This window comes from Paenibacillus sp. IITD108 (assembly GCF_036541265.1).
GTDB lineage: Bacteria > Bacillota > Bacilli > Paenibacillales > Paenibacillaceae > Pristimantibacillus.
Genome location: NZ_JAZHCT010000008.1, coordinates 79,130 through 104,361, shown reverse-complemented (window position 1 = coordinate 104,361; position 25,232 = coordinate 79,130). Strand labels below are relative to the sequence as shown.

General features: G+C 44.7%; 20 protein-coding genes and 2 pseudogenes. 4 read left to right on the top strand and 18 right to left on the bottom strand.

Annotated elements, in window-relative coordinates:
- Positions 1–104: 104 nt before the first annotated feature.
- From V1L65_RS09515 to V1L65_RS09485, 7 genes are all read right to left on the bottom strand, one after another.
- On the bottom strand, positions 105–1,037 hold the full coding sequence (locus V1L65_RS09515) for a sugar phosphate isomerase/epimerase family protein (RefSeq protein WP_331698896.1): 933 nt from the start codon (positions 1,035–1,037) through the stop codon (positions 105–107).
- Complete coding sequence (locus tag V1L65_RS09510; RefSeq protein WP_331698895.1) at positions 1,034–1,768, bottom strand: HAD hydrolase-like protein; 735 nt, start codon at positions 1,766–1,768, stop codon at positions 1,034–1,036. The genes V1L65_RS09515 and V1L65_RS09510 overlap by 4 nt, the downstream gene beginning before the upstream one ends.
- Before the next feature lie 40 nt (positions 1,769–1,808).
- Positions 1,809–3,152, bottom strand: coding sequence for an ABC transporter substrate-binding protein (locus V1L65_RS09505; RefSeq protein WP_331698894.1), 1,344 nt, complete (start codon positions 3,150–3,152; stop codon positions 1,809–1,811).
- A gap of 100 nt (positions 3,153–3,252) precedes the next feature.
- On the bottom strand, positions 3,253–4,080 hold the full coding sequence (locus V1L65_RS09500; protein WP_331698893.1) for a carbohydrate ABC transporter permease: 828 nt from the start codon (positions 4,078–4,080) through the stop codon (positions 3,253–3,255).
- Between the two features lie 10 nt (positions 4,081–4,090).
- Positions 4,091–4,978, bottom strand: a complete 888-nt coding sequence (locus V1L65_RS09495) for a carbohydrate ABC transporter permease (protein WP_331698892.1) — start codon at positions 4,976–4,978, stop codon at positions 4,091–4,093.
- Positions 4,979–6,142, bottom strand: a complete 1,164-nt coding sequence (locus V1L65_RS09490) for an alkaline phosphatase family protein (RefSeq protein WP_331698891.1) — start codon at positions 6,140–6,142, stop codon at positions 4,979–4,981.
- Entirely contained in the window at positions 6,139–7,230 is a 1,092-nt protein-coding gene (locus tag V1L65_RS09485) for an ABC transporter ATP-binding protein (RefSeq protein WP_331698890.1), read from the bottom strand. Before V1L65_RS09485 ends, V1L65_RS09490 begins: the two co-directional genes overlap by 4 nt.
- Before the next feature lie 325 nt (positions 7,231–7,555).
- Here V1L65_RS09485 and V1L65_RS09480 point away from each other — a divergent pair, with 325 nt between their 5' ends.
- On the top strand, positions 7,556–8,140 hold the full coding sequence (locus V1L65_RS09480) for a GbsR/MarR family transcriptional regulator (protein ID WP_442955682.1): 585 nt from the start codon (positions 7,556–7,558) through the stop codon (positions 8,138–8,140).
- A gap of 79 nt (positions 8,141–8,219) precedes the next feature.
- Here V1L65_RS09480 and V1L65_RS09475 read toward each other — a convergent pair whose 3' ends face one another.
- Both V1L65_RS09475 and V1L65_RS09470 read right to left on the bottom strand, forming a co-directional pair.
- Entirely contained in the window at positions 8,220–8,294 is a 75-nt protein-coding gene (locus V1L65_RS09475) for a DUF3502 domain-containing protein (protein ID WP_331698997.1), read from the bottom strand.
- A gap of 1,027 nt (positions 8,295–9,321) precedes the next feature.
- Positions 9,322–10,209, bottom strand: a pseudogene (locus V1L65_RS09470) (ADP-ribosylglycohydrolase family protein); the annotation flags it as partial.
- A gap of 81 nt (positions 10,210–10,290) precedes the next feature.
- On the opposite strand from V1L65_RS09470, the gene V1L65_RS09465 reads away from it, so the two are divergent.
- Entirely contained in the window at positions 10,291–11,199 is a 909-nt protein-coding gene (locus V1L65_RS09465; protein WP_331698889.1) for an AraC family transcriptional regulator, read from the top strand.
- 84 nt (positions 11,200–11,283) lie between these two features.
- On the opposite strand, the pseudogene V1L65_RS09460 reads toward V1L65_RS09465, so the two are convergent.
- Positions 11,284–11,427: pseudogene (locus V1L65_RS09460) on the bottom strand (DUF4180 domain-containing protein); the annotation flags it as partial.
- Positions 11,428–11,787: 360 nt separating this feature from the next.
- Here V1L65_RS09460 and V1L65_RS09455 point away from each other — a divergent pair.
- Positions 11,788–12,192: a RidA family protein gene (locus V1L65_RS09455; RefSeq protein WP_331698888.1), complete on the top strand. Its 405-nt coding sequence runs from the start codon at positions 11,788–11,790 to the stop codon at positions 12,190–12,192.
- Positions 12,193–12,284: 92 nt separating this feature from the next.
- Here the strand turns inward: V1L65_RS09455 and V1L65_RS09450 are convergent, their stop codons facing one another.
- The 3 genes from V1L65_RS09450 to V1L65_RS09440 form a co-directional block, all read right to left on the bottom strand.
- Entirely contained in the window at positions 12,285–16,685 is a 4,401-nt protein-coding gene (locus V1L65_RS09450) for an S-layer homology domain-containing protein (protein ID WP_331698887.1), read from the bottom strand.
- A 171-nt stretch (positions 16,686–16,856) separates the two neighbouring features.
- Positions 16,857–18,227, bottom strand: coding sequence for an extracellular solute-binding protein (locus tag V1L65_RS09445; RefSeq protein WP_331698886.1), 1,371 nt, complete (start codon positions 18,225–18,227; stop codon positions 16,857–16,859).
- Positions 18,228–18,360: 133 nt separating this feature from the next.
- Entirely contained in the window at positions 18,361–19,563 is a 1,203-nt protein-coding gene (locus V1L65_RS09440) for a pectin acetylesterase-family hydrolase (protein ID WP_331698885.1), read from the bottom strand.
- 272 nt (positions 19,564–19,835) lie between these two features.
- On the opposite strand from V1L65_RS09440, the gene V1L65_RS09435 reads away from it, so the two are divergent.
- Positions 19,836–20,015, top strand: coding sequence for a hypothetical protein (locus V1L65_RS09435; RefSeq protein ID WP_331698884.1), 180 nt, complete (start codon positions 19,836–19,838; stop codon positions 20,013–20,015).
- A gap of 118 nt (positions 20,016–20,133) precedes the next feature.
- Here the strand turns inward: V1L65_RS09435 and V1L65_RS09430 are convergent, their stop codons facing one another.
- The 5 genes from V1L65_RS09430 to V1L65_RS09410 form a co-directional block, all read right to left on the bottom strand.
- Positions 20,134–21,081 carry an aldo/keto reductase gene (locus V1L65_RS09430; RefSeq protein WP_331698883.1) on the bottom strand — a complete coding sequence of 316 codons (948 nt, stop codon included), beginning with the start codon at positions 21,079–21,081 and terminating at the stop codon, positions 20,134–20,136.
- On the bottom strand, positions 21,075–21,881 hold the full coding sequence (locus V1L65_RS09425; protein WP_331698882.1) for an SDR family NAD(P)-dependent oxidoreductase: 807 nt from the start codon (positions 21,879–21,881) through the stop codon (positions 21,075–21,077). Before V1L65_RS09425 ends, V1L65_RS09430 begins: the two co-directional genes overlap by 7 nt.
- Before the next feature lie 220 nt (positions 21,882–22,101).
- Positions 22,102–22,728 carry an SGNH/GDSL hydrolase family protein gene (locus V1L65_RS09420; protein ID WP_331698881.1) on the bottom strand — a complete coding sequence of 209 codons (627 nt, stop codon included), beginning with the start codon at positions 22,726–22,728 and terminating at the stop codon, positions 22,102–22,104.
- Between the two features lie 205 nt (positions 22,729–22,933).
- Positions 22,934–23,572: an SGNH/GDSL hydrolase family protein gene (locus V1L65_RS09415; protein WP_331698880.1), complete on the bottom strand. Its 639-nt coding sequence runs from the start codon at positions 23,570–23,572 to the stop codon at positions 22,934–22,936.
- Positions 23,562–25,205 (bottom strand): sialidase family protein, encoded by a 1,644-nt coding sequence (locus V1L65_RS09410; protein WP_331698879.1) that lies wholly within the window; start codon positions 25,203–25,205, stop codon positions 23,562–23,564. The genes V1L65_RS09415 and V1L65_RS09410 overlap by 11 nt, the downstream gene beginning before the upstream one ends.
- Positions 25,206–25,232 lie beyond the last annotated feature (27 nt).

The following is a 25,232-nucleotide window of genomic DNA, read 5'->3' as shown; positions in this document are numbered from 1 at the left end:
GGCGGACGCTGCCGCTTCTCCATTCCCAAAGCTTGCTCTCCGTTCCCCTTTCTCATTGCTTATTAATAAATGCCCACAATTAATCGACACCCTCCTGTTATTCGTTATGCGTTAGCCCAAGCTTCAAAAAAAGTCCGTTTTATATTGGCAATGACGAGCTTTGGAGATTCCTGCTCGAGTCGGCCTACTTCAAAGGTAATGACCGGCTTTCTGGTTGGTTTGGGACTAGTAAAAAATCCAATTTCCCGTAAAGTGGCGATGAATGCCGTTAGCTCGGTTACTCCAACCTCCGAATCCTTGACACCAAATGGTAGATGCTTGTCTCCAAAATAAGAAGCTTGCCGATCCTTCATATAGCTGTTGCCGATATGAATATGCGTTAAGTAGTCTTTGGCCAGCCAAAGTGATTTCCTCGGATCTTCACCCATAAGCGGCAGATGGCTTTGGTCGAGCAACAAGCCAAAGTTATCGTATTCGCTGCGAATGATCTGCGCTGCATGAACGGCTTCATTCGTAGGCCCAAGCAAATATTTGCGATCCAAATATCTGTCTCCGGTTTCCAGGCTGATACAAAGCTCATAGGTGTCGGCTTTCGCCTTCGCATACTTGCAAAGCTCCATCGTAGAGGCAATAAACGCATCGATGTTATGCCGTTTGTTTTCTTCACCCTCGAACTTCCCTGTTACGATATGCATAATTTTCGCATCCATCTCGTAGCAATGATCAATAAGCATGAAGCATTGCTGGATAGATCGCTGCCTAACGTCCGCATCCAAGGAGCTCAAATTAATGCTTAATTCCCGAAATGCATCGCCGCCGTTGAAGATCGTTTCCACGCCGCTATACTGCATATACTTTTTGGCAAGCTCTCTAGTTGGCTGATCGGCAATATAGGAAACTTCCACCGCTGTAAAGAAAGGGTCCTCCAATATAGTTAGCAAATCCTCAATCATCAACTCAGGCTTGTTTTGCGGAAAAGGGAACAGCTTGGGCAATACGATTCCGATGCTGGCTGTTTTTTCGAGCTGCTCCATCATACGATTTTACCGGACATAATCAGCTCAGGAAGCTCTTTTACAGTATGAATAACATGCGTGTGGTAGTATTTGCCCCATACTTCGATTGGCGTGGAGCCTTGTGTTACTCCAATGACTGCTTTGCAGCCCGCATTATAGCCTTCAAGCATATCGGCAGGCGTATCGCCAATTTTGATGACATGTCTCACATTTTGTACATTCAAATATTCCATTGCTTTGAACAGCATGAACGGAGCCGGACGTCCCTTGCCCTCTGGAACCATGTCCAAATCTACCGCATAATCGATCAATCCATCTTTTACCCAGCCAAGTGATTCCATAATGACATGATTAATCTCTTTGTGAAATCCTGTGCCAGTCGCTACTTTGATCCCATTTTCCTTGCACCATTTCAAAGTTTCAGTAGCGCCCGCGATTTCGCGGCAGTTTTCTTTGTAGTATGCAATCATATACTCGGTATACTTCTCGTAGATTTGAACAGCTTCATCATGTGTAGATTCATCAATCTCAATCTCAAAGTTTTTAAAATCTATTACATTACCTCGCGTTCTTGCAATTAAAAATTGGTATAAATGAATTTTGTTCGTGCCCATATGCGTGCTGATCTCATCTCTTGTTACCTGCAAGCCGAATTCTACCGCTGCCTGATAGAGACAGTCTCTTACGCCATTGTTATCCTCTACAAGCGTACCTGCCAAGTCAAAAACGGCTAGTTGAATGTTATGATTCATTGTTAATTTCTCCTTTGTAGGTCGTTTTATTTTGGGTATATTATTGGTTTAAAACTTTATCAAGCTCGCTCTGCGCTTTTTTCTTCGCTGCTTTCAATACTTCTGCCGCTGGCTTATTGCCGATCAGCAATTCATCCTTTGCCAGCTCGATTTCTGCATAGATTTTACCGCCTGTCGGATCGACAAAAGGTGGAATGCCATTCGATTTGGCTTGCTCAAGCGGAACCGACAAGTACGGATTTTCTTTCAATTTATTTTGATAGATTTCAGTAGTCACAGCGCTGTCTCGAATTGGAATATAGCCTGTCTCAACAGCCCAGAAAGCTGTTTTCTCCGCTTGCGAGAAGAACTTCACAAATTCCCAAGCACCCTCTTGCTGCTCTTTCGGAGAGTTTTTGAACAGGTTGAACATAACCGATACGGCTACAGGCCTAGGCTTGCTGCCATTCAGTCCTTTTTGCATGCCCGTTGCCACCTTGGTGAAATCCAAATCTCCGCCGTCGCCGGAAGAACCTGTGTATCCTGCTGACTTGCCGTTCATGACGCCATCAATCGTTTTATACCACCATTCCCAGCCGTTGCCGCCGTACACAGTATTCATAATTTTGTCGTCATGAATCCACTTTCTAATATTTTCCCAAGCGTAGATCCATTCCTCGGAGTCGATCGTGATGGTCTTGCCATCCTCGCTCACGATATCACCGCCAGCGGAACGTGCGTAGTCGATCATATGCTCCGCATACCACATAATGGACCAGCCATGAATACCTTCTTTTTCCTTGATCGTTTTTGCCGCCTCAGCCACTTGCTCCAAGCTTTCCAGCGCATCGTAATCGATATTGTATTTGTCAAAAATATCTTTTCTGTAATACATCATTTGTGTAGATACAAATGCCGGCACACCTAGAGCTGCTTGATTATAATTGCCCTGCTCCAGCAAAAGCACATCGTCTTTATTGTACTCCGGCTGGTTAATATACTCGTCCAGCGGCAGCAGCACATCATTTTTAGCCAGCTTCATAAATTCCGGATAGCCATTGATAGCAAGTGCAGGCGGCTTACCCGCCGCAAGTGATGATTGCAAGGTTTGCAGTGTTTCGCTATAGTTCCCTTGAATCACGGGGACAACCTCGTATTTCTCGCTGCTGCTGTTGAAGTCTTTAATGATCGTTTCCATCGTTTCGCCAAGCTTGCCGCCAAGACCGTAATAAAATTCAAGCTTCACTTTATCTTTATTGTTTGATGTGGACGTGGCTGTTGCTGTCGCGCCCGCTTCTTTCCCCGGGGATGCGCCGTTGGAGCAGCCAATGACTCCTGTGAAAATAAAGGTCATACACATCACAGACAAAATAGTTTGTTTTAGATTCATTTTGCGATTTCTCACCGTTTTTTCCTCCCGATAAATTGCTGTTTTAGTGTGTTTTTCGTCAATCCGATATTTATCAGTCCATGGAATGGAATACAGCTAAATGCACATCACCACCTTATTTATTCACGTATAGGTTCGCCATCGAATGAATAATCTTTTTATTAGAAACGGCTAGCAGGATGAACATTGGCAGCAGTGAAATTGCACAAGCAGCCATCGCAAGCGGGAAGTCCATTCCATAACCAGCCTGGCTCATAAATAATCTGCGCAAGCCGATCGTGACGAACATGTTTTCTTCCGACTTGATGAGCAAGGAAGGCCACATATAATTGTTGTAGCTATAAATAAATGTAATTAACACGAGAGAAGCAATCGCGTTTTTGGCATAGGGAATGTATACCGTGAAAATAAGCTTCAAATGTCCCGCCCCATCCAGCTTAGCCGCATGCACCACTTCTTTGGGCACTTGAATAAACGTTTGCCTCAGAAAGAAGATGGCAAAGATACTAATCGCTTCGCTCAAAATATAACCCAAATGCGTATCCAGCAGATTTACTTTTGAGATAATAATGAAAGATGGAATGTACGTCACTGCTGATGGCAGCATATACGTAGCCAATATGATAACGAAGCATAATTGCACCCACTTCTTTTTCATCGTCGCAAATACGTAAGCCGCCAAAATCGCCGATAATATTTGGAACACGATAATAATGACACTGACGTAGATGCTATTCCACAGATAAAGCAGCATTTTCGTATCGGTAAATACTCTGATGTAATTTTCAAAATGAAAGGTATCTGGGAAAATCCCTCCGCTATACAGCTTGTCCTTTGCTTTCACAGAAGTCATAAACATCCACAGATACGGAAAAACCATGATGATGCCAATTACTGTTAATGCCGCGTAACTGATGCCTTTTTTCAACCTTGCCAAGTACATTGCCCTCCCCTCACTTGCTGAATAGAAATTTTGATACTACATAATTCAGACCGCTAATGAGCAGACAAATCGCCAGGAAAATCACTGCGAGAGCTGATGCTGGTCCAGTCTCGTACCACTCGAACGCAAGCACATAAAAGTAGTATAGAATTGTCGAGGTTGCTCCCGAAGGTCCGCCCTGCGTCAAGATATAAATCTGGTCATAAGCTTTAAGCGAGTCGAGCGTGAACAAAATAAACAAAAATACGAGTATGGGCGAGATTGCCGGCAGCGTTATTTTCATTAGCTTTCGCGGGCCTTTGCCGCCATCCAAATCATTTGCTTTTTCCACTTCAGGATCTAATTTGGCTAATGCTGATGTAAGCAGCAGCACAGCTAGGCCTAAGTATTTCCATATGGTAACGATAATGACGACAATCATGGAGGTCGTTTGCCCGCCTAGCCATTCAATTGGTTCCAATCCGACCGCTTTAAAGAACGCATTCACTATGCCATTTTCCCCGTCAAAAATGCTGACCCACACCATGGACACCACTACAGTAGGTGTAATCCAGGCAGAAAAAATGGTAGCGACGAAGAAATTGCGCAGCACTTTGATTTTGTTGAGCAAAGTAGCTATAAACAACCCGATAGCAATTGGCGGAATGACTGTAAAAAGTGTGAACACAAGCGTATTGACCAGCACTTTAGTAAAAAAAGAATCATCTAAAAAGTTGGTATAGTTATCGAAATTCACATAGTTATAGGTCGGTGAAATATAGTTCCAGTCTGTAAAGCTAATATGAAAGGTTTTGATCATCGGATAAATCCAAAAAATGAATAACGGGATAAGTGTCGGCAACAGCAGTCCCAACGACCACAGATTGTCTTTGACATTTCTGCTTATAAATCTGGTCATCTACTCGTGCTCCTTCAAGATGTCTGTAATCGCCCCACCGTCACATTGGTGAGGGATGTGAAGCAGCTTTGCTATAGTAGGCGCAATATTGACAAGATGCGAATGCTCTATTACCTGACCTTGCTTAAGCTGATCACCAATGCAAACCATAAACCCATTCATTTCCTCGACATTAGCAGGATCGTAACCGTGCAAGCTGCGCAGCGTCTTATATTGCGGCTGATCTGGAGGGATTGTATCCTCCCCGCATACGGTATGCTTCAAGTCCAAGATGCCGACTGGTCGAAACGTTTGGGAGGCTGAATATGCCGGTTCCTCTATTTCATGAAAATGCTGCACAGGCTCCATTTGACTGAAGTGGTCCATTATTTCTTGATTTATCTGCTTAGTCAGCTTGCTATAGAACAATAGTGCTCCACTCCCGTCGCCAACAAAGCGAATTTGCTTGTTAAGTAAATGTTCAGACCAACGGCTTTGCGCCAAAATCTCGTTAGGATAGAAAAACGATTCTACATCGCTTTGACCATGATCTGAAAAAATAAATAGATGGAATGGCTGCTTTAATCCACTTAAAGCATGATGAATCCGATGAATATGCTGCAGCAGCTTTTCTGCGCAAAGAATGGCCTCGCGTGAATCCTTTCCATACTCATGCGACAACGCATCATACCCAACGAACCTCGCAGCTATGAAATCAAATGACCCTGACATAACCGCCTCAATCGTCTCTTGCGCCGCCGTCTGATCCAGCTCTTCATAAGAGATTGACTCCGCTGCTTTTTTCTTGCTGCTTGATTCTGTTATAAGCTGTTGAATGTACGGGTTGCCTGTCGTTAATGGCCAATGGATGCAGCAGCTCTTCAAACCTTGCGCAGACAGAGAATGAAAAATCGTTTGCTTATGCAGCGCTTCATTGCAAAGCGCTTCATGATCGCCATACAACGCGATTCTGTCCATCGTCGCCGCGTCAGCTACTATATTGTCGTAGACCGAATGCCGATCATGACTGCTTCCCGTCATAGCTGTTGCATGAGCGTTGAACGTAACCGAAGGAAATGTCGTCATCATTTGCCTGCAGTATGCGAAGCCTTTGTCTGTAAAAGACCGCGACCACCGTTCAAAATTTTTATAGCCTAATCCATCCAGTGAAATCAGAACAATCATCGTGGACTCCTTATATTTTTTTGCGTGTGCGGATCAAATAAGTGCATATGCTTTGGCTGCAGCGCTACGTATAGCTTTTGACCCTTCGCATAGGTTTGATCAAAGCTTTTTTTGACGATAAAATGCTGGGTTTTATACGTTAAGTGCAGAAGCACATCGGTACCGATGATTTCAGTAAACAAAATTTCCATTGGCAGCGTATCAGGCGCTTTTTCTTCCAGGATGATGCAATGCTCCGGTCTAATGCCCGCTTTTACTTTAGGGTGATGTTTTATAGCATCATGGGGTATGTTCGTTTCCACCAGCATTCCATCCATGTCCGCGTAAATTCGCCCTTCTCGATCCACTAGTTCAGCGTCCAAATAGTTGATTGGCGGCGAGCTGATAAAGTTGGCTACAAACATGTCTACCGGACATTCCATAATTTCTAATGGCGTCCCGATCTGCCTGAACTTCCCCTCCGTCATAATCGCAATCCGATCTCCCAGCGTAACGGCCTCCACCTGATCATGCGTTACATAGATAAATGTAGAGTTTAATCGCTCATGCAGCTTTTTAATTTCAATACGCATCTCATTTCTTAGCTTCGCATCCAAATTCGATAACGGCTCGTCCATCAAAAATACCTTTGGTTCCTTCACAATAGCTCTGCCGATTGCTACTCGTTGCTTTTGCCCGCCGGACAATTGACTCGGTAGTCTTTTCAATAATGGATGGATCTGTAAAATTTCAGCAGCAGCTTGAATTCGTCTTTCTCTTTCGCTTTTCTTCATCTTTTTGATTTTCAAGCCGTAGGCCATATTTTCGTGAACGGTCATATGGGGATACAGTGCATAGTTCTGAAATACCATCGCCACTCCTCGATCCTTTGGCTCCAGCTCATTCACACAGACATCCCCGATGTGTACTTCGCCTTTGGAAATATCTTCAATGCCAGCGATCATTCTAAGTAAAGTTGATTTGCCGCAGCCTGACGGTCCGAGCAGCACTAGAAACTCTTTATCCTTAATATCCAAGCTTATGTTCTCTAAGGTATGCTTTTCATTCGTGTATTGTTTAGAAAGTGACTTTAATGAAATACTTGACAACTTCATCCCCCCATCTCAATTTCATTACATGAACAGTTTGTAAAAGTTAGGTTTAGTTGTTCAATTTTTTTTGAAAGTTTGATAATATGTTCGTGTAAAGTGCGATAAACATCATTTGTACAAAAAATATTGTACATTCAATGTAATCCTAAACTGTTAACGCATGATCAACTTCAATTTAATTTCTTGTAAATAAACGGTACATATGTGGACAAGGATAAACGGCTTCGCCGTCCTTTGGACAGGCGCGTTTACCGATGAAATATAGAAACAGGATAAGTTAAAAACTTATACTTTCTATTATTTAAATAGAGGGAGTGGCGATGTGAGGCAAGAAGCAAAAATAGAAGCGTTAGAGAGAAAAATAGAGGAAGAGCTTGAGGTGTCGCGACGTACTGAGCTACGGGCACAAATTATTGAAGCGATTGCGGAAACGATGGATTTATACGGCGCCAATCATTCATTTGGCAAGCTATATGGGATTATGTTTTTCGAGGATAAACCGATGACGCTTGAAGACATGAAACAATATATGAACATGAGCAAGAGCAATATGAGCTATGCGGTCCGCTCGTTGCTGGATGCGAGAATGGTTACGAAGCTGGAGGAGAAAAAGGAGCGCAAGGATCAATATATAGCGGAGACTGATTTCTTCATTACGTTTCGCAACTTCTTCACGATGAAGCTGCAGCGTGAGGTCGATGTTATGCTTGGCGCAATTAATGAAGTCATTCCAGAGTTGTCGGAAATGGCATTAGCTGAAGAAACGACCGATGATGAAAGACGAGAGTGTCTGCGTGACCTGCACAAGCTGCGCCACGGCGTTACCTATTACAACTGGCTGCAGCAATTTGTAAATCGACTAAGAGATGGCGAGTTTCTGGATGGGGAGAATGGAGAGCTTTTGTGAACGTCTTAAAAAGGAGGCATGTTTAACCATGCCCCCTTAACTATCCAATAGCAGTGGCTCTCTCGCCACGCTTTGCAGCCTACTTATTTTTAGCCCACTCGTCCAACTGCCTTTGCTTCTCCGCGATTACCTTGTCCAATCCGGCCGCCTTCATCGATCGAGAATAGCATGTCAGTATAATAGTAGCAAGGGCCAGGATCTGCCGTTTTCATGGTCGCTACAGGCAAGATATAAACTTGGAGAGGGACACTATTCTTCCATGCTGACACGTCCAATTCATAGCTTCCAGCCGCAAGCGTAAACTCAATCCACTGATCATTAGGCGCACGGTGATAGGCAGGCATAAATTCTGGCGTTTGCTTGCAGTCTATGATGATCTTTCCATTAAGCTTTAGTTGAATGGGAGCGTTCGCTGCAGCAATGAGTCTGACTTGCCTTTCTGATGGATTAAAGAGCGACGTTACTGCTCTGTAACACCCATCTACATCCGTGTCCAATACCTTTTCCCACTCCAGGCGGTTCCCCGGGAACATCGCTTCAGTACCTTCGCTGCTCTTAGGTCCCCATACCTTCCAAGAGGAGGATCCAAGAAGTGTAAACGTCACCTTCTCCGTTGCCCACACTGCATGATCGTGAATCCTTGTCCAGAGAAGCGCAAGTTCATGGTAGGCCCCTGCTGAAGCAGAAGCAGTAATGTCTACGGTCCATTCCACACTCTCGTTCGGCTGCACGATAACTTCGAGCGCGTCTGGTCCGACCAAGCCTTCAGGCAGGTCAAGTGAAAGCTTCCCTGCCATTGTGGATGAGGAGCGATTAAGCAATGTGACTTGTATTGTTTTCGTTTGATACGCGCCTATTGCTGGCCCTTCAGCCCCATAATCAATGATGAGTTCGAGAGTAGGGTACTGCGAAGTTCCTCGCGGCAGCAAGTAATGATTGGATGTCGCTGATCTTTCCCAAAGCTCTTTTATTCCTTGAAGTGAAAACTCCTGTCGATCCCAGTGACTCGGCTCGTTGGGATGTATTCTAATATCAACGTCGGATGCTGCTAGCACCTGTTTGCCCATACGAATGGTTCGAAGTGTTAATTCATCCAAGCTTTTGGGCGCTGGGAAACCATTGATCGGAGGACTGACGACGACGCGGTCGCCAACCGGCTTCACCCATTTTTCCGGAAGCCCTTCCGGTCCCAGTAACATGCCCAATATTGCACCAAGCGTTGCTGCTGTGCAATCGGTATCATATCCACAGTTAACCGCCTTCAGAATCGCATCCTCGAAATCATTGCCATACAGCCAGCCAAGGATTGTAAACGCGATATTTTGGGGAGCATCTGTAAAGTTGTCACTGCCGTGATGCTCGAGAATTAACGATCGGGCCTCCGTCCAGCTTTTCCCTTCTTGGTGCCAACGAATCAAGTCTTTTAGTGCTTTATAAGTGCGGCTATAGGTTGGTATAAACTTCATGCCGATGTCAATCAGACGGTCGCGGTCCTTCTCGAAAAAAATTGCGCTTTCAATGGCAGCGAAGAACATTTCCCCAAATACCCCTTCGCCTCCCGCATGATCGACGATCGCATCCTGGTATGCATAAGATGCAGCTTTTTCTGGCAAGCCCGGAGCGACCATCGCCCATATCTCAGAGCGAATAGGAGAACCCATGCAATTAGTGAACGGATTATTGAACGATCCAGCAACAGGAGGAATCAACCCTCTCCGCAGGTTGGTCAATGCATAACCATATTCATCGAAAGGAAAGAAAATATGATCCATCCATTCTTGACCGAGCTCACGAGCAGTTAAACCGGGACCGTACTGCTCCAAAGCATGCAGCCATACGAGCTGCAGGTCAAGATCATCATTCTCGAGCGGGCCGTCAGGCAGCTCCGGATAAAATGTTAAGGCAAGCAGCTCTTTTGCACCTTCTACCGGTGCGCCAAGGGTGCCCCCGATATTTTTCCCCAACCATCCGCCATATACGATTCGATAATAATCCTTTTCATTCAGAATATTCACTCTATTCCGCCTCCTTTGGTTTCTCCCCGCAAGCTTGCAAGGAAGCACTTTCATGCTATGATTGTAGCACAAGCATTTCAGCCATTATATGGACCATAATAACGTCTGTAAATTCATAAAAATGCGGAGGAATCCATGGAATATTTGACGATGGCGCGTTTATCCAGAATCGATGTAAAGTGGGCGAGTATTCACAAGGGCAATTTCGATTTCTATCGGTCGGTGCACTCCAACCCCTACTACGAGATCCTCATCGTTATTGAAGGTCCCATTTACATGCAGGTCGGCAACGAAAGGCTGGAGCTCAAATCCGGTGAGTTGTTCTTACTGCGGCCATGGGAGGCACATAGCGGATGGAGAGAAATTTCGGAGGAGAGTTGTTTCTTCTGGATACAATTCCAGTGCGATCCGAATTTGGAGGAATTCAAGGAATGGACAAAAACAAGGAGAGATATTAATTTTATCCATGATGCTCGAAGTGATTTGCGAACCAATTTTGACGAAAATATCGATAAAGTTCTATTGCCGCGACGCTTTCGCCCGAACCGTCGACATTTAATACTCTCGCAGTTCGAGAACATCATTCATCAATTTGCCCACCCCTCGGGTTACTTCCGATTTCGGCTAAGCCTGTTGCTGGGCAATCTGTTTGAAACAATAGCGAATGACTTGCTGGAGCAAGATCATCACAATCGGGCAGTCTCCGCTTCCTTTTTCACATATAGGAATTTAATAAATATGCTAAATGAGAACTTCGCTAAGTCACTCGATAGAAACTGGATTGAACGAGAAACAGGGCGTAAATATGAATATCTCTGCCAAGTGTTCAAAAAAAATTCCGGCATTTCCATTTCCTCTTATGTTCAGCAGCTCCGTATTCAAAAGGCAAAATATCTGCTCATGAATACTAGCTTAAGCATACAAGAAATTGGAGAAGAGGTTGGTTATCAGGATGCGTTATACTTCAGTCGCGTATTTAAAAAAATAACCGGAAAAAGCCCTTCGCCATACAGGGAACAATTGGGGAATGAACGTGAAGGATGACCGCAATTCTCGGTGCGGTCACCCTGTCCTGTTAGAGTTAGGGTCACGACTGGGGAGTCCGGATCGTTGGGGTGACCCTAGTTTTTAATTGAGATTATGTAATGCTTGAATAGCAGACTGTCTGTCTTTTAGAAAGAAAACCTGCTTGCCTTTATTACATTCATAAATAAAATCATTCAAACTCTTACTGTTGTATTTATCAAAATCGCCAACAATCGCCCTTCGAATCGCCTTTTTCGTCGATTATAATGTTCATTTATTTCTCCCCTATCTACAAATGCTTCCAGTTTGCGGCTATTCAGTCCCTATGTTGACACATCTCAATGTCCTTTTAAACTAACTAAAGACTGACGGCGTGCTCTTCCTGGCTTGTTGTTTCTTCCATTCGGATTGTGCTATCCTTATTAAGGCTAGATTACTTTTGAATGGATGGAGGGTACCCGATGAAGAAAAGAGTGCTTCGCCATTTGTCTCCCGGAATCGGGTATTCAACAGCTGTTTTTTTCTAGAATGTAAGCAGACGGGATAAGTCTGCCTAATTTCAACGATACGAAAACAGTAGATCCATTATAAAGGAGACCCTAATCTATGACAAATCTCAATGAACTATTCGTTAAAAGATCAAATCCCGACACGATTGCGCAGCCTGTTGGTAAATATAGTCATGTAACCAAAATCAGCCGAAATGCCGAATGGTACGTATTCTCCGGCCAAATTGGCACGGACTCTAAAGGCGATATCCCGGCCGATTTCAATCAACAAGTCGTCCATACAATGGACAATATTGCGAAGGTCCTTGCATCTCAGCAGTTAACACCAGACCATGTGGTTAAGATCAACATTTGGGCGGTGGATCCGATCGATTGGGATTTTTTCGATCGCGTTTGGGAAAAAACGTTCGGACCCACGCCTCCGTCTATGACGATTGCCTATGTCCAAGCTCTTGGCCTGCCTGAAATCAAAATTGAACTGGACGTTTGGGCAGCCGGGTAATTTATAATTGTGCTGATCTATCTAATATGAAATTGATTTCCAAAAAAAAGCACCTATACAAAACAGGTGCTTTTTCGTCTAATTATTGAATTCTACTTCATGCTTAATACTTTTTCCATCATAGCAGATGCCGCGGCACGTGTCAGTACTGCATCTGGCCTAAAGCTTCCATCTGGATAGCCCTCAATGATGCCATGCTCTACAGCAAGTCGCAGCGAGGCTGTTGCCCAGCTTGCCGTTTTGTTGCTGTCGGTAAATGTCAGGGCGGTCCCCTCTCCTGTCAGGCCCAGCGCGCGAACAATAAGCACAACCATTTGTTCACGCGTAATTGATTGGTCCGGGGCGAATTTGCCATCGCCATTCCCTTGCACCAATCCGTTCGAAAAGGCTGCTTCAATGTAAGGCTTAGCCCAGTGGCTATCGCTTACGTCATCGAACGTGCTGCCCTCTGCCAAATGAAGACCAAGCATACGGACCAGCATCGCCGTTACTTCCGAGCGCTTCATCGCCAAATCCGGCTTAAAGGAACCGTCTGGGTAGCCGTTCAGCAAACCTTTTTTAACCAGATACTGAATGGATGGGAAGGCCCAGTGCCCGGATGCCAAGTCTTTGAATACAATCGGTTCAGTCGGCTTTGGATCTACCGGCTCCTTCGGATTTTCAGGATTTGCAGGGTCGGTTGGATCAGTTGGATCAGTTGGATCAGTTGGATCAGTTGGATCAGTTGGATCAGTTGGATCAGTTGGGCCAGTCGAACCGCCCGGATCGGTCGGTGTTTCCCCGCCTGGGCTAGTGCCGCCCGAAGCTTCGACCTTAACAGATAGCGGAATAACGCGGTCACCAATAACAACTTCAAGCTGCGCCTCACCTTGTGAACGTGCTGCAACAACGTTCTTAGTAATAGATACTAAACCGGTTGTCAGAGATCGGATCGACAGATCAGATGTGACATCCTTTGTCAGAGGCCCGAACTGGGCTTTTGCATACACCGGGAAGGTGTCGCCAACTTTCAGCGTCAGTTGTTCCCCTGTGTTCAGTACATAATTGTTCATCTCATACACAGTAACAGGCGGCAGCATAATTGAATTACTCCTGCCTATACCTGGCATATTGGCATAAACTTCATAATGGTGCGTACCGGCTGAAGGTGCCGGGATCGCCACTGTAATCGGCGTATCATTCCCTTCCCCTTTCGTAATGGCAATAGTGTCAAATCCATCCTTCACGATAATATCGGAATCAGCTGTCGCTGTCATAGTAAATACAGCATTGTCGCCATCGATCATGCTTGTTGCTGCAGCACGTTGAAGCTTCGCACTTACAGCCTCATTGCTTTGCACCACTGTAGTTGCTGTCACATTATCAACGTAGACGGAAGACACCCAAGCCTCCGCGCTTATGAAGATCAGCTTCATATACTTTGCATTAGGCTGAGCTTTTGACTCAAAACCTTCATTAGACCAGACCTTCAAAGGAGTCGTGATTTCTTTACTCATCGTTGTCCCAGAGCCTGAAGGATTAATCAGCTTTTTGTCTTCATCATAATATCTTACCTGAAGTGTTGGACGGTTGGAGCTTCTTCCTTCAGGAGGGTCTGTTCTGTAAAAATCCGCGCTTAATCTGTATGTCCGCCCGGCAATGACCGGAATCAGATCGGACTCTATCGCGACTGTCAACTTCGTATCATTATCATACAAATACAGACTTTGATCTCCCGCTTTTACAAGATTATCCGATAAATTAATTTCAGCATCTTTATCTATTAATGAATCCGGATTTTGTATACTCCAGCCTGAAATCGAGCCATCTTTTCGCAATGGCTGCTCGAATCCTGCATTCTGAACATCCAAAGACTGCGTTGACTCCCCTTCAAACGGCGGCTCTGCTATTCTTCCTTCATGTAAATGTATGTTATCGAAATAAACCGTCCCTGTCCAAGCTTGCGAGACAAACAAGACGAGTTTGCCCGTTACGGCATTGACTGGCGCAATCGACTTAAATTCAGCCTCAAGCCATGTCCCTTTCGGTCCTTCAATATATTGCGCTGGAGCCGGCGATGGCGTAACCTCTTTGCCCTCAGCATCATAATACTTCATCGCAAAAATCGCTCCCCGTCCCGCTTCCAAGAACACATCTGACTTTGCTTTATACTCCAAACCTGGCTGTACGGGAAACGGAATGGAAATGACACCCGATTCTGCTTTGTCTGACGTGTCAGTGATTTTCAAGCTGCCCGCACCGCTTTTCATCTTCTCCGCACTTACTTCGAATTCTGCCAAGCCCGTTACAGATCCAAAGCTGTTCCAGCCTGGAATCGTATTATCCTTGTTCAATTGCTCAAATCCGCCATTAACGATCGGAATTTCTACCTCCATTTGAGTTGGCGGCGCGCCTGGCGTTACTGTAATCTTTTTCAACAACGAGGCTTCATTATAGTAAATCGCCGTCTTTTCCGGCTCGTCCTTGTCTTTTCCAACAACCATCAAATTGGTTTTTGTTCCCGGGATAACCGTATGTGCCATTGTAACAGGATCAACAACAGTCAATACGCCGCCCAATGTCGTATATAAGAATCCATCATCTCCCCAGCGAAGCTTAGCTGGAACCCACGAGTGACTGAATGCCCAGTTTGTAGGATGAATCTCCTTCTGCTTCATAATTTGGTGTGTATCCGGGTCCATTGCAAACAAAGTTCCATAAGCTGCGCCCCATAGCAATCCGTCAGCGCCAAAGGACAACGCGCCGATTGTTTTCGGTCCAATATTATTTTGCTGCGCAATTTCTGGAACAAACTCTTCGACAAGCTCGCTTTTGGCTACATCCCATATAAAAATCTTAGCGTGGCTTTCAGTCGGTTCTGTGCTTATGCCTCCCCAAACGGTTGTTGAACCGAAGAGCAGTCCCGTTTCTTCCTGATAGGCAAGAGACATAATACTTTGATTAGCAATCAAGTTTTCATACTTCTTCCACGATGCTCCATCGTAGATGGATAAAGCTCCGCCCAAATATCCCATCTTCGGCACAGTTCCGACGAATAGCTTATCAGCCCCTGTTGCCAATGCAAAGGGCCGATCCTCGTTGCCCCCAATAATGTGAATTAACTTTGGATTTTCCCCGTTTTTGTTAGGTAGCGCTGGATCCATCTCGTACATGTAAGCACCCGGGTAGGCACCGAACATCATCTTTCCATCATACGGAATCATGCCCTCCGCCTGACCGATATTGAACTCTTTTTTCTCCCCGGTTTGCGTATTGTAGCTCGACCCAAAGGCCCCCAGATAGCCTGCTCCATACAATAATCCATCCGGTCCATATTCCAGCGATTGAATGGATACTGCTTGCCCAGGCACGATAGGCTCATAAACCTTCTTATTCTTCGTTTTAAAATTAATAAGCACGATGCCGCCATTGTATAGTGTAGCCAGCGATTTTCCCGACATGTCGCCATCCTCGTTGCCTAGCTCTACCCATCCCGCCCCGCGAACATACTGCTCGTACGGAATACCGGTCGCTTCCATTTTCCCTGTGTTTAGGTCAAAAGAGTAAAACTCTCTGTTCATGTTCAGATATACTTTGCCATCCAATGGAGGCGATACGTACATGCCGCGATAATATTGCTTATGCTGTTCATCCGTGGACCATCCCTCGTACCAATCTTGTTTCTCCAGATCATAGATAAGCAAATTCTGATTACTAGTTAGAATGAACATGAAGCTGCCAGCAATGCTTAACGTGTACAACTGCTTTACTTCACTTGGCACACTGTAAGTCGATGTCTCTGGAAAAGGAATTTGTTCCCCTTCGCCAGTCTCTGGATTCAGCTTCCACAGTTCACCGATCGCACCCGTTCCTGCATAGAGCGTACCATCGTAATAAGCAATAGATTTGACATACTCTTTTCCGGCAGAAAGCCGTGGGAACACAGTAAGCTCCTCGGAGCGAGTAGCATACTTGAACACACTGCCCGTAGGATATGTACCTCCGTATATCGTATCATTCTCGTCGATTGCAAGACCGTAAAGTGCGGAAGCCCCTGAGATAACTGCTAATCTTTCAGCTGTTGGCGAGCCTGGTACGTAACGGAATAAAGCATTGCCTGCAATTACGTAGACGTGCCCCTCAGAATCGATAATATGTCCGTCTGCCCCTCCTTTCCCTCCCTCTAGTGGAATGGTGCGTATCAGACTGTAGTCTGTCATGTCAATCACGCTAAATGTAGCCGGAATGTCACTCCCTCCGGTTACGGTTGTATACATGACCGGCTTCCCGTCCTCCATCGCATATACGGCACTATTCGTAACTGGCGAAGAAGCCATCGTCCCAAGCACCTCTGGCGGTGAAAAAAGCAATGGGACAATGGGATCAGACGCCGCTCGAACCATTTCTTTCGGTAATAAAGGGGTAAATGAGGTTATACCAAAAACTACGATAAGTGCACTGATCAGCAGTTTCCTCGTCTGCTTTGTCCATCTTTTGTCAATCATGCTCAACATACCTTCAACTCCTTTTTCAAATTTTGCAATCGCTTACACATTGGTTCTTAACTAGTTCTCATTCCACAAAAAAATCCTATTACAACGTCCGTAGTTTGTCCACTAGTTCTTAACTAGTTCTCAACTGCACAAAAAATTAGCTGCAAAAGCAATGCTTTCCGCAGCTTGCTCTCATTGAGCATTTATTTTGGCGGAGAACATCGCTAGCAGTTCATCTTCGTCGATGAGATTAGAGAAATATTGTTTTAAACAATCGCCCAAAATCAAAATCTCGCTCATCGTCAATCCCAATTGTTCATGAGTAGCGTAATTCGCTGCAATCTCGCGATAAAGCTCCATTCGCAGCGGTTTATTGCCATGCAAGGTTTCAACCGATTCCGCAATCCGTTTATTCGCAGACAAGCTATATGTAGTTTCCCGAATATAAGAAAGAACGCCTTCAGAGGTCAGAAAATTTGTAAGCTTACGCGCAGCTTCTTTTTGTGGCGACTTGTCATAGATCCCAATGCCAATCGAAAGCAGCAGTGTTGCATTATTTTTCCCGCGCGGCAGTTGAGCGATATCATAGTTAAATTCAGCATCTTTCAATCGATTTAATTTAAAATAACTCGATATAATTACAGACACTTTTTCTTGCAAAAATAAAATTTCTTCCCCGTAATTCCCTAGCCCGACCGGATACATCCCTTCTTCATGAATGAGGTTCCGAAGCATTTGCAATAGTTCGCAGAATCTAGCAGGATCTTCAATCGTGATCGAACCATCTTCTTTGCTTTTGAATCTTATACCTTGCTGGATTAAAAAAATGGGCCATCTATTTATCGAGAACAAGTGAAAATACAGCCCCCTGCGATTTATCCCTTTTAACTGCCTTAACAATTGATGCAAGTCATCCCAAGACCAAGAGCCATCCGGTTCTAACAGCTGTTGTTCCCGCAAATGATCTTTGTTATAGCACAATATGACGGGAGAATAGACGAAAGGCTGCAGCATCAGCCCCTTGCCGGCTGCACTAAACAAATCATTTAGGAAAGGGTATGTATTCGGCAATACAGTCTGCTCTTCCAACAGCGCTAGGCCGTCATTATCTTTAAAATAATTAAAATCAAACACATTCACTGTCAGTACATCAAAAATCCCCAGTTCTGTCAAACTCTTAATGCTTTCCACCTGGTGATAAGGAAGTTCGATTAATTCAACCTTGATATGCGGGTATTCCTGATGAAACATCGCAATAACTTCCTTCAATCTCGCTTCTTCATACAGTGAAGGATAGACACCAAAGCGAAGAGTAGTCTGTATCGGGGACACATAGCAAACGCGCGTGCCTACGCGATCGATTTTCTCAATTAATCCTTCCTTCACCAATTCCTCCAATGCAGAACGCACAGAATGCTTGCCCAGACTGAATTGCTCCATCAATTTAGTTTCGGAAGAAAGAAAATCTCCCGGCAGGTAGATTCCCTCCTTTATTTCCTTACGAAGCGTATTAATCATATTCCTATAACGAAGATGAAAGGTTTGACGGTCTTTCGTATTCATAAGGCAACGTCCTATCAATAATTTTATTGGAACACCCTCATATTAGCGCAAAAAAGCCCCTTCCACAAGTTCCAGTTCGATCTGCCAATACGGTGTAAATAGGCCCCCTGTAAAGACCTTGCAGCCGACGACGTCAGCCCTCTTTCTCTACAAAATGCCGCCCCACGGAGTAATATTCATCCTTATTCACGGCATCGTCCAGCCATTTCATCAGCTTTACCCCATCCTGCTCGGCTTTGTAGAAATGATTTAATGGGGAGAGTGTATGTGGTGTCCTGCCCGTCTTCTCGTTACGACCGTAATCGGTGATGTAGTAATAGTAGCCCGGCACTGTTTCAGCGAGCTGCCCGGCAGATTGCAGCATGCGCGCCGACCAGTGCTGAATATATTCACCATCGTCCGACATGTCCCCATTCAGATCCTTTTCAAAGTCAAACAGCAGCTCATCATAGAGCGTATTGGACTGCAAAAGTACCGCATTGTCTGGGAGCCGCTTGCGGTTCGCTGTGAATACGGACGAAATCAAATCACCGTTTACTTCATAACCAAAGGTCTCTGCAAAGTTGGCCTGCCACTCGTTATCGATAATATCCGGCCAGCGGTCGGCATTTAAATAAGAACCGTCCGAGTATTGATAAATGCGGGCATCCGGGTACATTTTCGCAATCTCAGGCGCCCAGAAAGCAGCCCCGAATCCACCTGCGCTTTCTCCCGCAATGAGAATCTTTTGCGGTGCAGCGAAATGAGTTGCAATCCATTCTAATGCTGTCCCCGTATTGGCTTGACCGTTGTAGTGCATAGTGAACGGCTTGCCTTTGGCGTCCGCATATTCCTTGGATGCATTCCCGATATGCAGATCACCGGTAGAATAAGGGATATATACGATGTTCCAATCCTTGAATGGATTATTGGGATTATTATTTTTCAGTATGCCGCCAAGCGTATTTACTTTAAAGAATGGAATGTTCGGAAAGTAATATTTGATCTCACCGTTTTTCATTACATTGCTCAGACTGATCGGCTGAGCGGCACTCACTGCATCCCAGGCCACTCCACCCCCTGAAAAATAAATGATCAATTTATCTGCATCTGCGGCTCCCTTATTGGCAAGTAAATAGTATTCTGAGCCATCGGCAGAAATTACTTGTTTATCCTGGCTAAAACTGATTTTATTCCAGATATAGCGCTCAGCAACAGCCCATTTATCCGGCTTAGCAGGCTTTTCGAGTATGAAGAAATAAACGTCCCCCGCCAAAATCCCCAGGATAAGCACAGTTCCGCTTATGGTCGTTATGAGAAGCTTGTTGATTCTTTTCACTGTTTTCTTTTGTGCCACGCAAAGACAGTCCTTTCGACCACTTTCTTCCTATCATACCATACGAAAGAAACTACCGGGCATATTCCGCGGCAGCTCGTTCCTCTTCCATCTCCATGAATAAAGATGGTTTCGATCCTAGAGCCGTCAATTCGATTTGAAACGGAGGGAAGCTACTGAGTAGAGGATCATTGGCCAATATATCGGTTAAACCGTATCTTTATATTTTGCCCATGGTGATCCTTCGGGGTGTTCAGTGTTTACCCCATGCTGCGAACTGTATATCTATCCTTATGGATACTAACGTCAGCTTTACCCAAATGCAATTTATCGGTCTTGGAAACTATGAGGCTATCAGCGGGGATCGGCACTTCCGGCGCATTGTTGGGAACACAGCCATTTACGGCTTTGCCCAAGTCATTTTCACTGTGGTGCTGGGGTTGCTGTTTGCCGCAATAGACACCAGATCATAAGCCTGCACAAAGCCACTCTCCCGTTTCAACGTCCAGCGACCCAATCTAAGTCAGGCTCACCCTGTGAGTATGGATGCCAGGCCAATATCTCGAAATAGTCATCTCCGTTCATGGGCTATTATCTCCACATCGCTGGTGTAATAAGTATTTCTGGTATATCAGAGAAGCTGCGCTCAATATGTTCCCTAGTACTATCCTTTAATTTAGGCCCATTCATTAATCGTAAATTTTCCTCAATCTGCTGCTTACTCTCAGCACCAATAACAAGACCAAACACACCTTCCATATCTCTAATATATGAAAAAGCTAGTTGTGCTATGGACATGCTTTCAGCTTCAGCAATCTCTTTCAACTGATCTAAATAATATTCCGCAATTCCACTAAGCTTACTGGGTACACAGTCCTTATTCATGAAGAATAATCCTTGCAAATATACACTTCTAGCTACAACAATCTTATTTTCGAGCTGTAAATCCTTTAATGCACCGCATCCAATTAAGCGTTGATCGAATATATTTAATGGAGCTTGAACTACCTCATAGATCTCATCTTTAATATATTCAGAAATAGCAGCATACCGATCTACAGGGACAGCATCAAGCGAAATTCCACCTCTTTGTATTAAACCTTCCTTTTTCAGCTTTGTTAAGACCTTTGAGATAGAAGCTCCGTATTTATTAACCATCTCTGGATTATGCACCATAAGAGCGGGAATGCTTCTTAATTGTAAACGAGAGAGAATAGCTTCGGCTTTCTGTACCATTTGACGTTCAATCTCTTGTTCTGAGATTAAATTCATATCGATCTTTAGCTTCGAAGCAATAAAAGGAGGAGTTTTTCCTTTAAAGAAATGACCGAGTTTAATCTCGGCATCACCATATTCATAGGCCGTATCGTAGCAATTAATACCCGATTGTTCACATACACTTAAGAGCTCATCTGCATTTACATGTTCTGCTTGATTATTGACTCCATATCCCTTTAATCCCATTTGTGCCGTTCCAAGCATGAGTCTCGAGATCGTTAATCCATTAATTGTTCTTTGATGCATGACCTGATTTACCAACTACTCCAACCCCCATCAAGAACAAGGTTATGTCCAGTAACATACTTTGAAGCAGGAGAAGCAAGGTAAACAATTGCGCCTTTTATGTCATCCTCATCCGCCATTCTGCCTAGAGGAGTTCTTTCCAAATAATTATGCAGAAAAATTTCATTTGTTATTTTATAGTCTCCATTTTGAGTTGGGTTATAGCCGCCTGGAGAAATACAATTTGCTCGAATATTATATTTACCATAATAATTAGCCAGCCACCTAGTTATGCCTACAATTCCCCATTTGGCGTAAGTATACTCGATGCCACTAGACATGCCTGTATCCCCGTACACAGGGAAATGAGGTCCTAGAATGCCTTGAATCGAAGAAATATTAATAATATTGCCTTCATTTCTATTACGCATCCTGCTAACAACAACTTTTGATATGAGCATAGTGCCTAAGCCGTTCACCATCTGCGCTTGTAACCAGCCCGAAGAAGTTGTCTGTTCAATATCATTCAACCCCACTCTAGAAACTGCATTGTTTACTAGAATATCAATTTGTCCAAATTCCTCAATCGTTTGTTCTACCAAAGCTTCAATGCTCTGCTCATCTGCCAGATCAAGACTTCGCCCAACAGCCTGAATACCTCTAGAACGTAGGTTTGCAGCTAGCTTCTCACATTGCTCTATGCCACGTGACGCTACAATGACTAACGCACCTGCTTCCCCCAAGGCAGTGCTAATATGCTCTCCGTATAATCCCGAGCCTCCGGTAACAATAGCCACTTTCCCATCTAATCGAAACATATTCATAACATTCATCATTTTCTCTCCCGAGTTTAAAATTATGAATAATCATATCTAGTTCTTGTTCCGCACCTTAATGGCAGCCCTGACTTGGCGGTATGAATCAATCAGTTCTTCTGCGTAAAAAGAATATAACATCTTGTAGTGTTACATACTGGGCTGCCCGGAGTATGGACCGAATCACTCGAACGCTTTATTATGCAATTAGGGATTGCTGCCGTGACCGATTAAATCCATCCTATTCAGCGGCAATGCCCAGATATTTGTATAATGCAGAGGCCATTAACTTATGTCCATGTTCGTTAGGATGAATGCTATCATTCATTAGCATCAGATGAGTGTTCGTATTTCCATTTACATGAGCTGCCCATGCTGCACATAAATCACAAAGGGGTGTTCCAGTATCCGCAGCCACCTCACGAATAACAGCCGTGTATTCCGGATAATCTTTCCTCAATGCGACTGCACCTTCAACTACATTGTAATCTAGCATATTCTGTGTAAGCAGCAACACTTCGCTTCCTGACGATTCGATGTGATGAATAATGGTTTGTAGATTTTGTCTAAAATCATCAATGGTTACCCTTGCTGAATCATTCATTCCGATCATTACCATAACAAGATCCGGTTTAAACCGCAGTGCATCCCGCTCCAACCGCCCCAGAAGCTCCACTGTTGTATGTCCACTCTTCCCCGCATTTACAACCATCGAACGCCGACCATACTGCTCCATCAATCTCTCGGTTAGTTGTCCAACATAGTTCAGCTTGCCATGCAGGTGATAATTCTGTTCAGTAATAGAATCGCCAATGCACACTATTAGAGCATGTTCGCCATTGGCGAGCTTCTCCATCGTTATCGGCATATCGAATCCTCCTTCAACTTGATTAACAAACATATATATCTTTTGCACCTAGGATTCATTCACAAAAATACCGTCGCTCGGATGGATTCGCAAGGGCGACGACGGCTAATCGCCTTCCACGCGTCGCGAGCGACGGTATAGTTGACACACATTAGTGAAATAATTTTTCTCTCACTCAAACCCAATTACTAGAATGATTTGACTTCTAAGCCCGCTGCTCGATGCAAATTTGTCTAATAAAGGGCACTAGCCATTTCTGACCTACTGAATTCAAGTGAACTCCGTCATTTTGATCTGTATAGTTATCACGATATAGCTGTCCATCGTGCAGAGTGGCCTCTGCAGTAATGGCATTCACATCTAAGTAACCTGTATCTAGCTCGACACTCATCTCATGAACAGCTCTCACATAGTTCAGCAGTCTAATCTGACTTGCCTGTGTACCCGCAGAGTTCGTCTCTGTTACAATAAAAGGAGGACTCATCAGCAATATATACGGTGCCGCATTTCCTCTTTCGTGAGCAGAGACTCTAATTTGACGAACGATTTCACGCAAGTTGGATTTGAACTGGTCTAATGAAACAGCTGGCTCTTCCTTCCCCTTATAGATGGCATGGTCATTCGTTCCCAGCATAATCGAAATAAATTGCGGCTGGTACTGCAGGCATCTTTCTTCCAGCTTATCCAGCAGGTGAAGCGTGTTCCAACCGCCTATGCCGTTGTTGATCATTCTGTGGAAGCCAAGCGTCTCCCGCTCCTCAAACAGCCATTCCATATAAACCTTGACATTATTTCGATAGGCAGTAATAGAGTCGCCTAGTGCAACATAGGTTCTATCCTTCATGCTGAACCGCACTGCTTTTAATAGACTTTATTTGCAATCCCCCGCTTGCTTCGGCCATATGCAAACGTACATAGGAAATACCGCGGCCTTGCTCTAACTGAGGAAGAACGCCGACACTCTCTCCATTTAGGAGTACATTCGCATGCTCTTGGCGGCAATCCCACTTTAGTGTCAGCTCTGCCCATTGATGGCTTTCGAGCTTCTTAGTTGTTTTTAGTGGGTGATAAGGTCCTTCATTCATGTATTGTACATGCATACTGCCGTCAGAAGTAATCTGAAGTCGGAAATGTCCTCCCTGCCGATCACTTGGCTTCAGGAACGATTCGGATACAGAGAGATAACAACCGCCAAACTGCTCCTCCAGTAAAAGCTGGAAAGTCACGGCACCTTGCTCGGAATACGGGAAATTTCGTGTCAAGCCAACATTCGTCTCCGCTACCTCTTTCTTCAGCCTAACAATCTTATCATGGTCAGTCTGCTCAACCATGACACCATCGTTTGTTACAGAAGAGCCCTTGAGGTCATCTTCCCAGTTCTCAAGCTGCTCCCTCTCTCCAACCCACTCCGGGTCGATCTTCACAAGCTTGAAATCTACGGTTCCCATCCAATCACGCAAATGAACGGACAAGTAGCCTACCAGCACATTTCCATCCCCTAGCTCAGACAGCCAAGGATAACATACGCTATGATTCTCATGCTCTTCCTGACTCAAATGAACAATTTCCCGATAACCGCTCCATTTGCCATCATGATCGCGGATCGCCGCTACGAGAGATTGACGAGAGTAGCTGACACCATGACTAATCGGCTCACACTTGCTGTGATTCCAGCACATCAGCAACCGATCATCCTTCAGACGGACAATGCCTGCCGGAGCATTAGAAGCAAAAAACGGCGTCGGCTCGGGAACGGACCACGTTTCACCCTGATCTGTGGAATACGATTCATAGAGTCGACCGGTCTGCGTACGAATAATCATCCAAACGCGGCCATCCGGCAGCTCCACCGTTACAGGCTCGACCGAACCCGATTCCAATGCCCCTCCACCGTTATCAATAACAAGATCCGCATGTGCATTGCGCCACGTAAAGCCCTGATCATCGGACAGGATTACCTCACTGACAAAGCACGCAGATGTTCGATCCGACAAGTACGAAAAGGGCATTACAATCCGGCCACTAGACAATTGTGTAATCGCATTTAACGAGCCTGTGTAACTGTGGCCATAGTCGATCATGTCCGGTCCTTCCCAAGTATGACCGTTGTCTCGGGAATAAAGATGGTACATGTCGATCTTTCTTTCCCGATACGGAATATCATTATCCCAATCCTTCAGAATAAATCCATAGAGATGTACGGTACCATCTGTTGTCACTAGAGGTGCATGATCCAAGTCGATCATTTTTACCGCTCCGGGCTCTGCTGCAAATTCAAACGCCAGCTCAGGATCGCCCCAGGTGAGTCCATGATCTGTTGATCTGCGTACATAAAGTCGCTGAGGGATCGATGTATCCTTCCATTCATTCGGCTTCTTGCCGACCGTATAAATGGATAATACCGTTTGATCCGGTAGGGTTACGAAAGTTCCTAACTTTCCTGAAAAGTTGATCGGTGTTGGCGATTGTGCTGGCATCTCAGTTACATCTCCTTCACGCAATGT

What these genes read in the sequence shown, in the direction of transcription:
- V1L65_RS09495 (WP_331698892.1), bottom strand. Translation starts at nt 4,978, where the DNA reads ATGACCAGATTTATAAGCAGAAATGTCAAAGACAATCTGTGGTCGTTG.
- V1L65_RS09515 (WP_331698896.1), bottom strand. Translation starts at nt 1,037, where the DNA reads ATGATGGAGCAGCTCGAAAAAACAGCCAGCATCGGAATCGTATTGCCC.
- V1L65_RS09425 (WP_331698882.1), bottom strand. Translation starts at nt 21,881, where the DNA reads ATGATGAATGTTATGAATATGTTTCGATTAGATGGGAAAGTGGCTATT.
- V1L65_RS09415 (WP_331698880.1), bottom strand. Translation starts at nt 23,572, where the DNA reads ATGAAGGATAGAACCTATGTTGCACTAGGCGACTCTATTACTGCCTAT.
- V1L65_RS09455 (WP_331698888.1), top strand. Translation starts at nt 11,788, where the DNA reads ATGACAAATCTCAATGAACTATTCGTTAAAAGATCAAATCCCGACACG.
- V1L65_RS09490 (WP_331698891.1), bottom strand. Translation starts at nt 6,142, where the DNA reads ATGATTGTTCTGATTTCACTGGATGGATTAGGCTATAAAAATTTTGAA.
- V1L65_RS09410 (WP_331698879.1), bottom strand. Translation starts at nt 25,205, where the DNA reads ATGCCAGCACAATCGCCAACACCGATCAACTTTTCAGGAAAGTTAGGA.
- V1L65_RS09465 (WP_331698889.1), top strand. Translation starts at nt 10,291, where the DNA reads ATGGAATATTTGACGATGGCGCGTTTATCCAGAATCGATGTAAAGTGG.
- V1L65_RS09420 (WP_331698881.1), bottom strand. Translation starts at nt 22,728, where the DNA reads ATGCCGATAACGATGGAGAAGCTCGCCAATGGCGAACATGCTCTAATA.
- V1L65_RS09510 (WP_331698895.1), bottom strand. Translation starts at nt 1,768, where the DNA reads ATGAATCATAACATTCAACTAGCCGTTTTTGACTTGGCAGGTACGCTT.
- V1L65_RS09500 (WP_331698893.1), bottom strand. Translation starts at nt 4,080, where the DNA reads ATGTACTTGGCAAGGTTGAAAAAAGGCATCAGTTACGCGGCATTAACA.
- V1L65_RS09435 (WP_331698884.1), top strand. Translation starts at nt 19,836, where the DNA reads ATGGATACTAACGTCAGCTTTACCCAAATGCAATTTATCGGTCTTGGA.
- V1L65_RS09445 (WP_331698886.1), bottom strand. Translation starts at nt 18,227, where the DNA reads ATGAATACGAAAGACCGTCAAACCTTTCATCTTCGTTATAGGAATATG.
- V1L65_RS09450 (WP_331698887.1), bottom strand. Translation starts at nt 16,685, where the DNA reads ATGTTGAGCATGATTGACAAAAGATGGACAAAGCAGACGAGGAAACTG.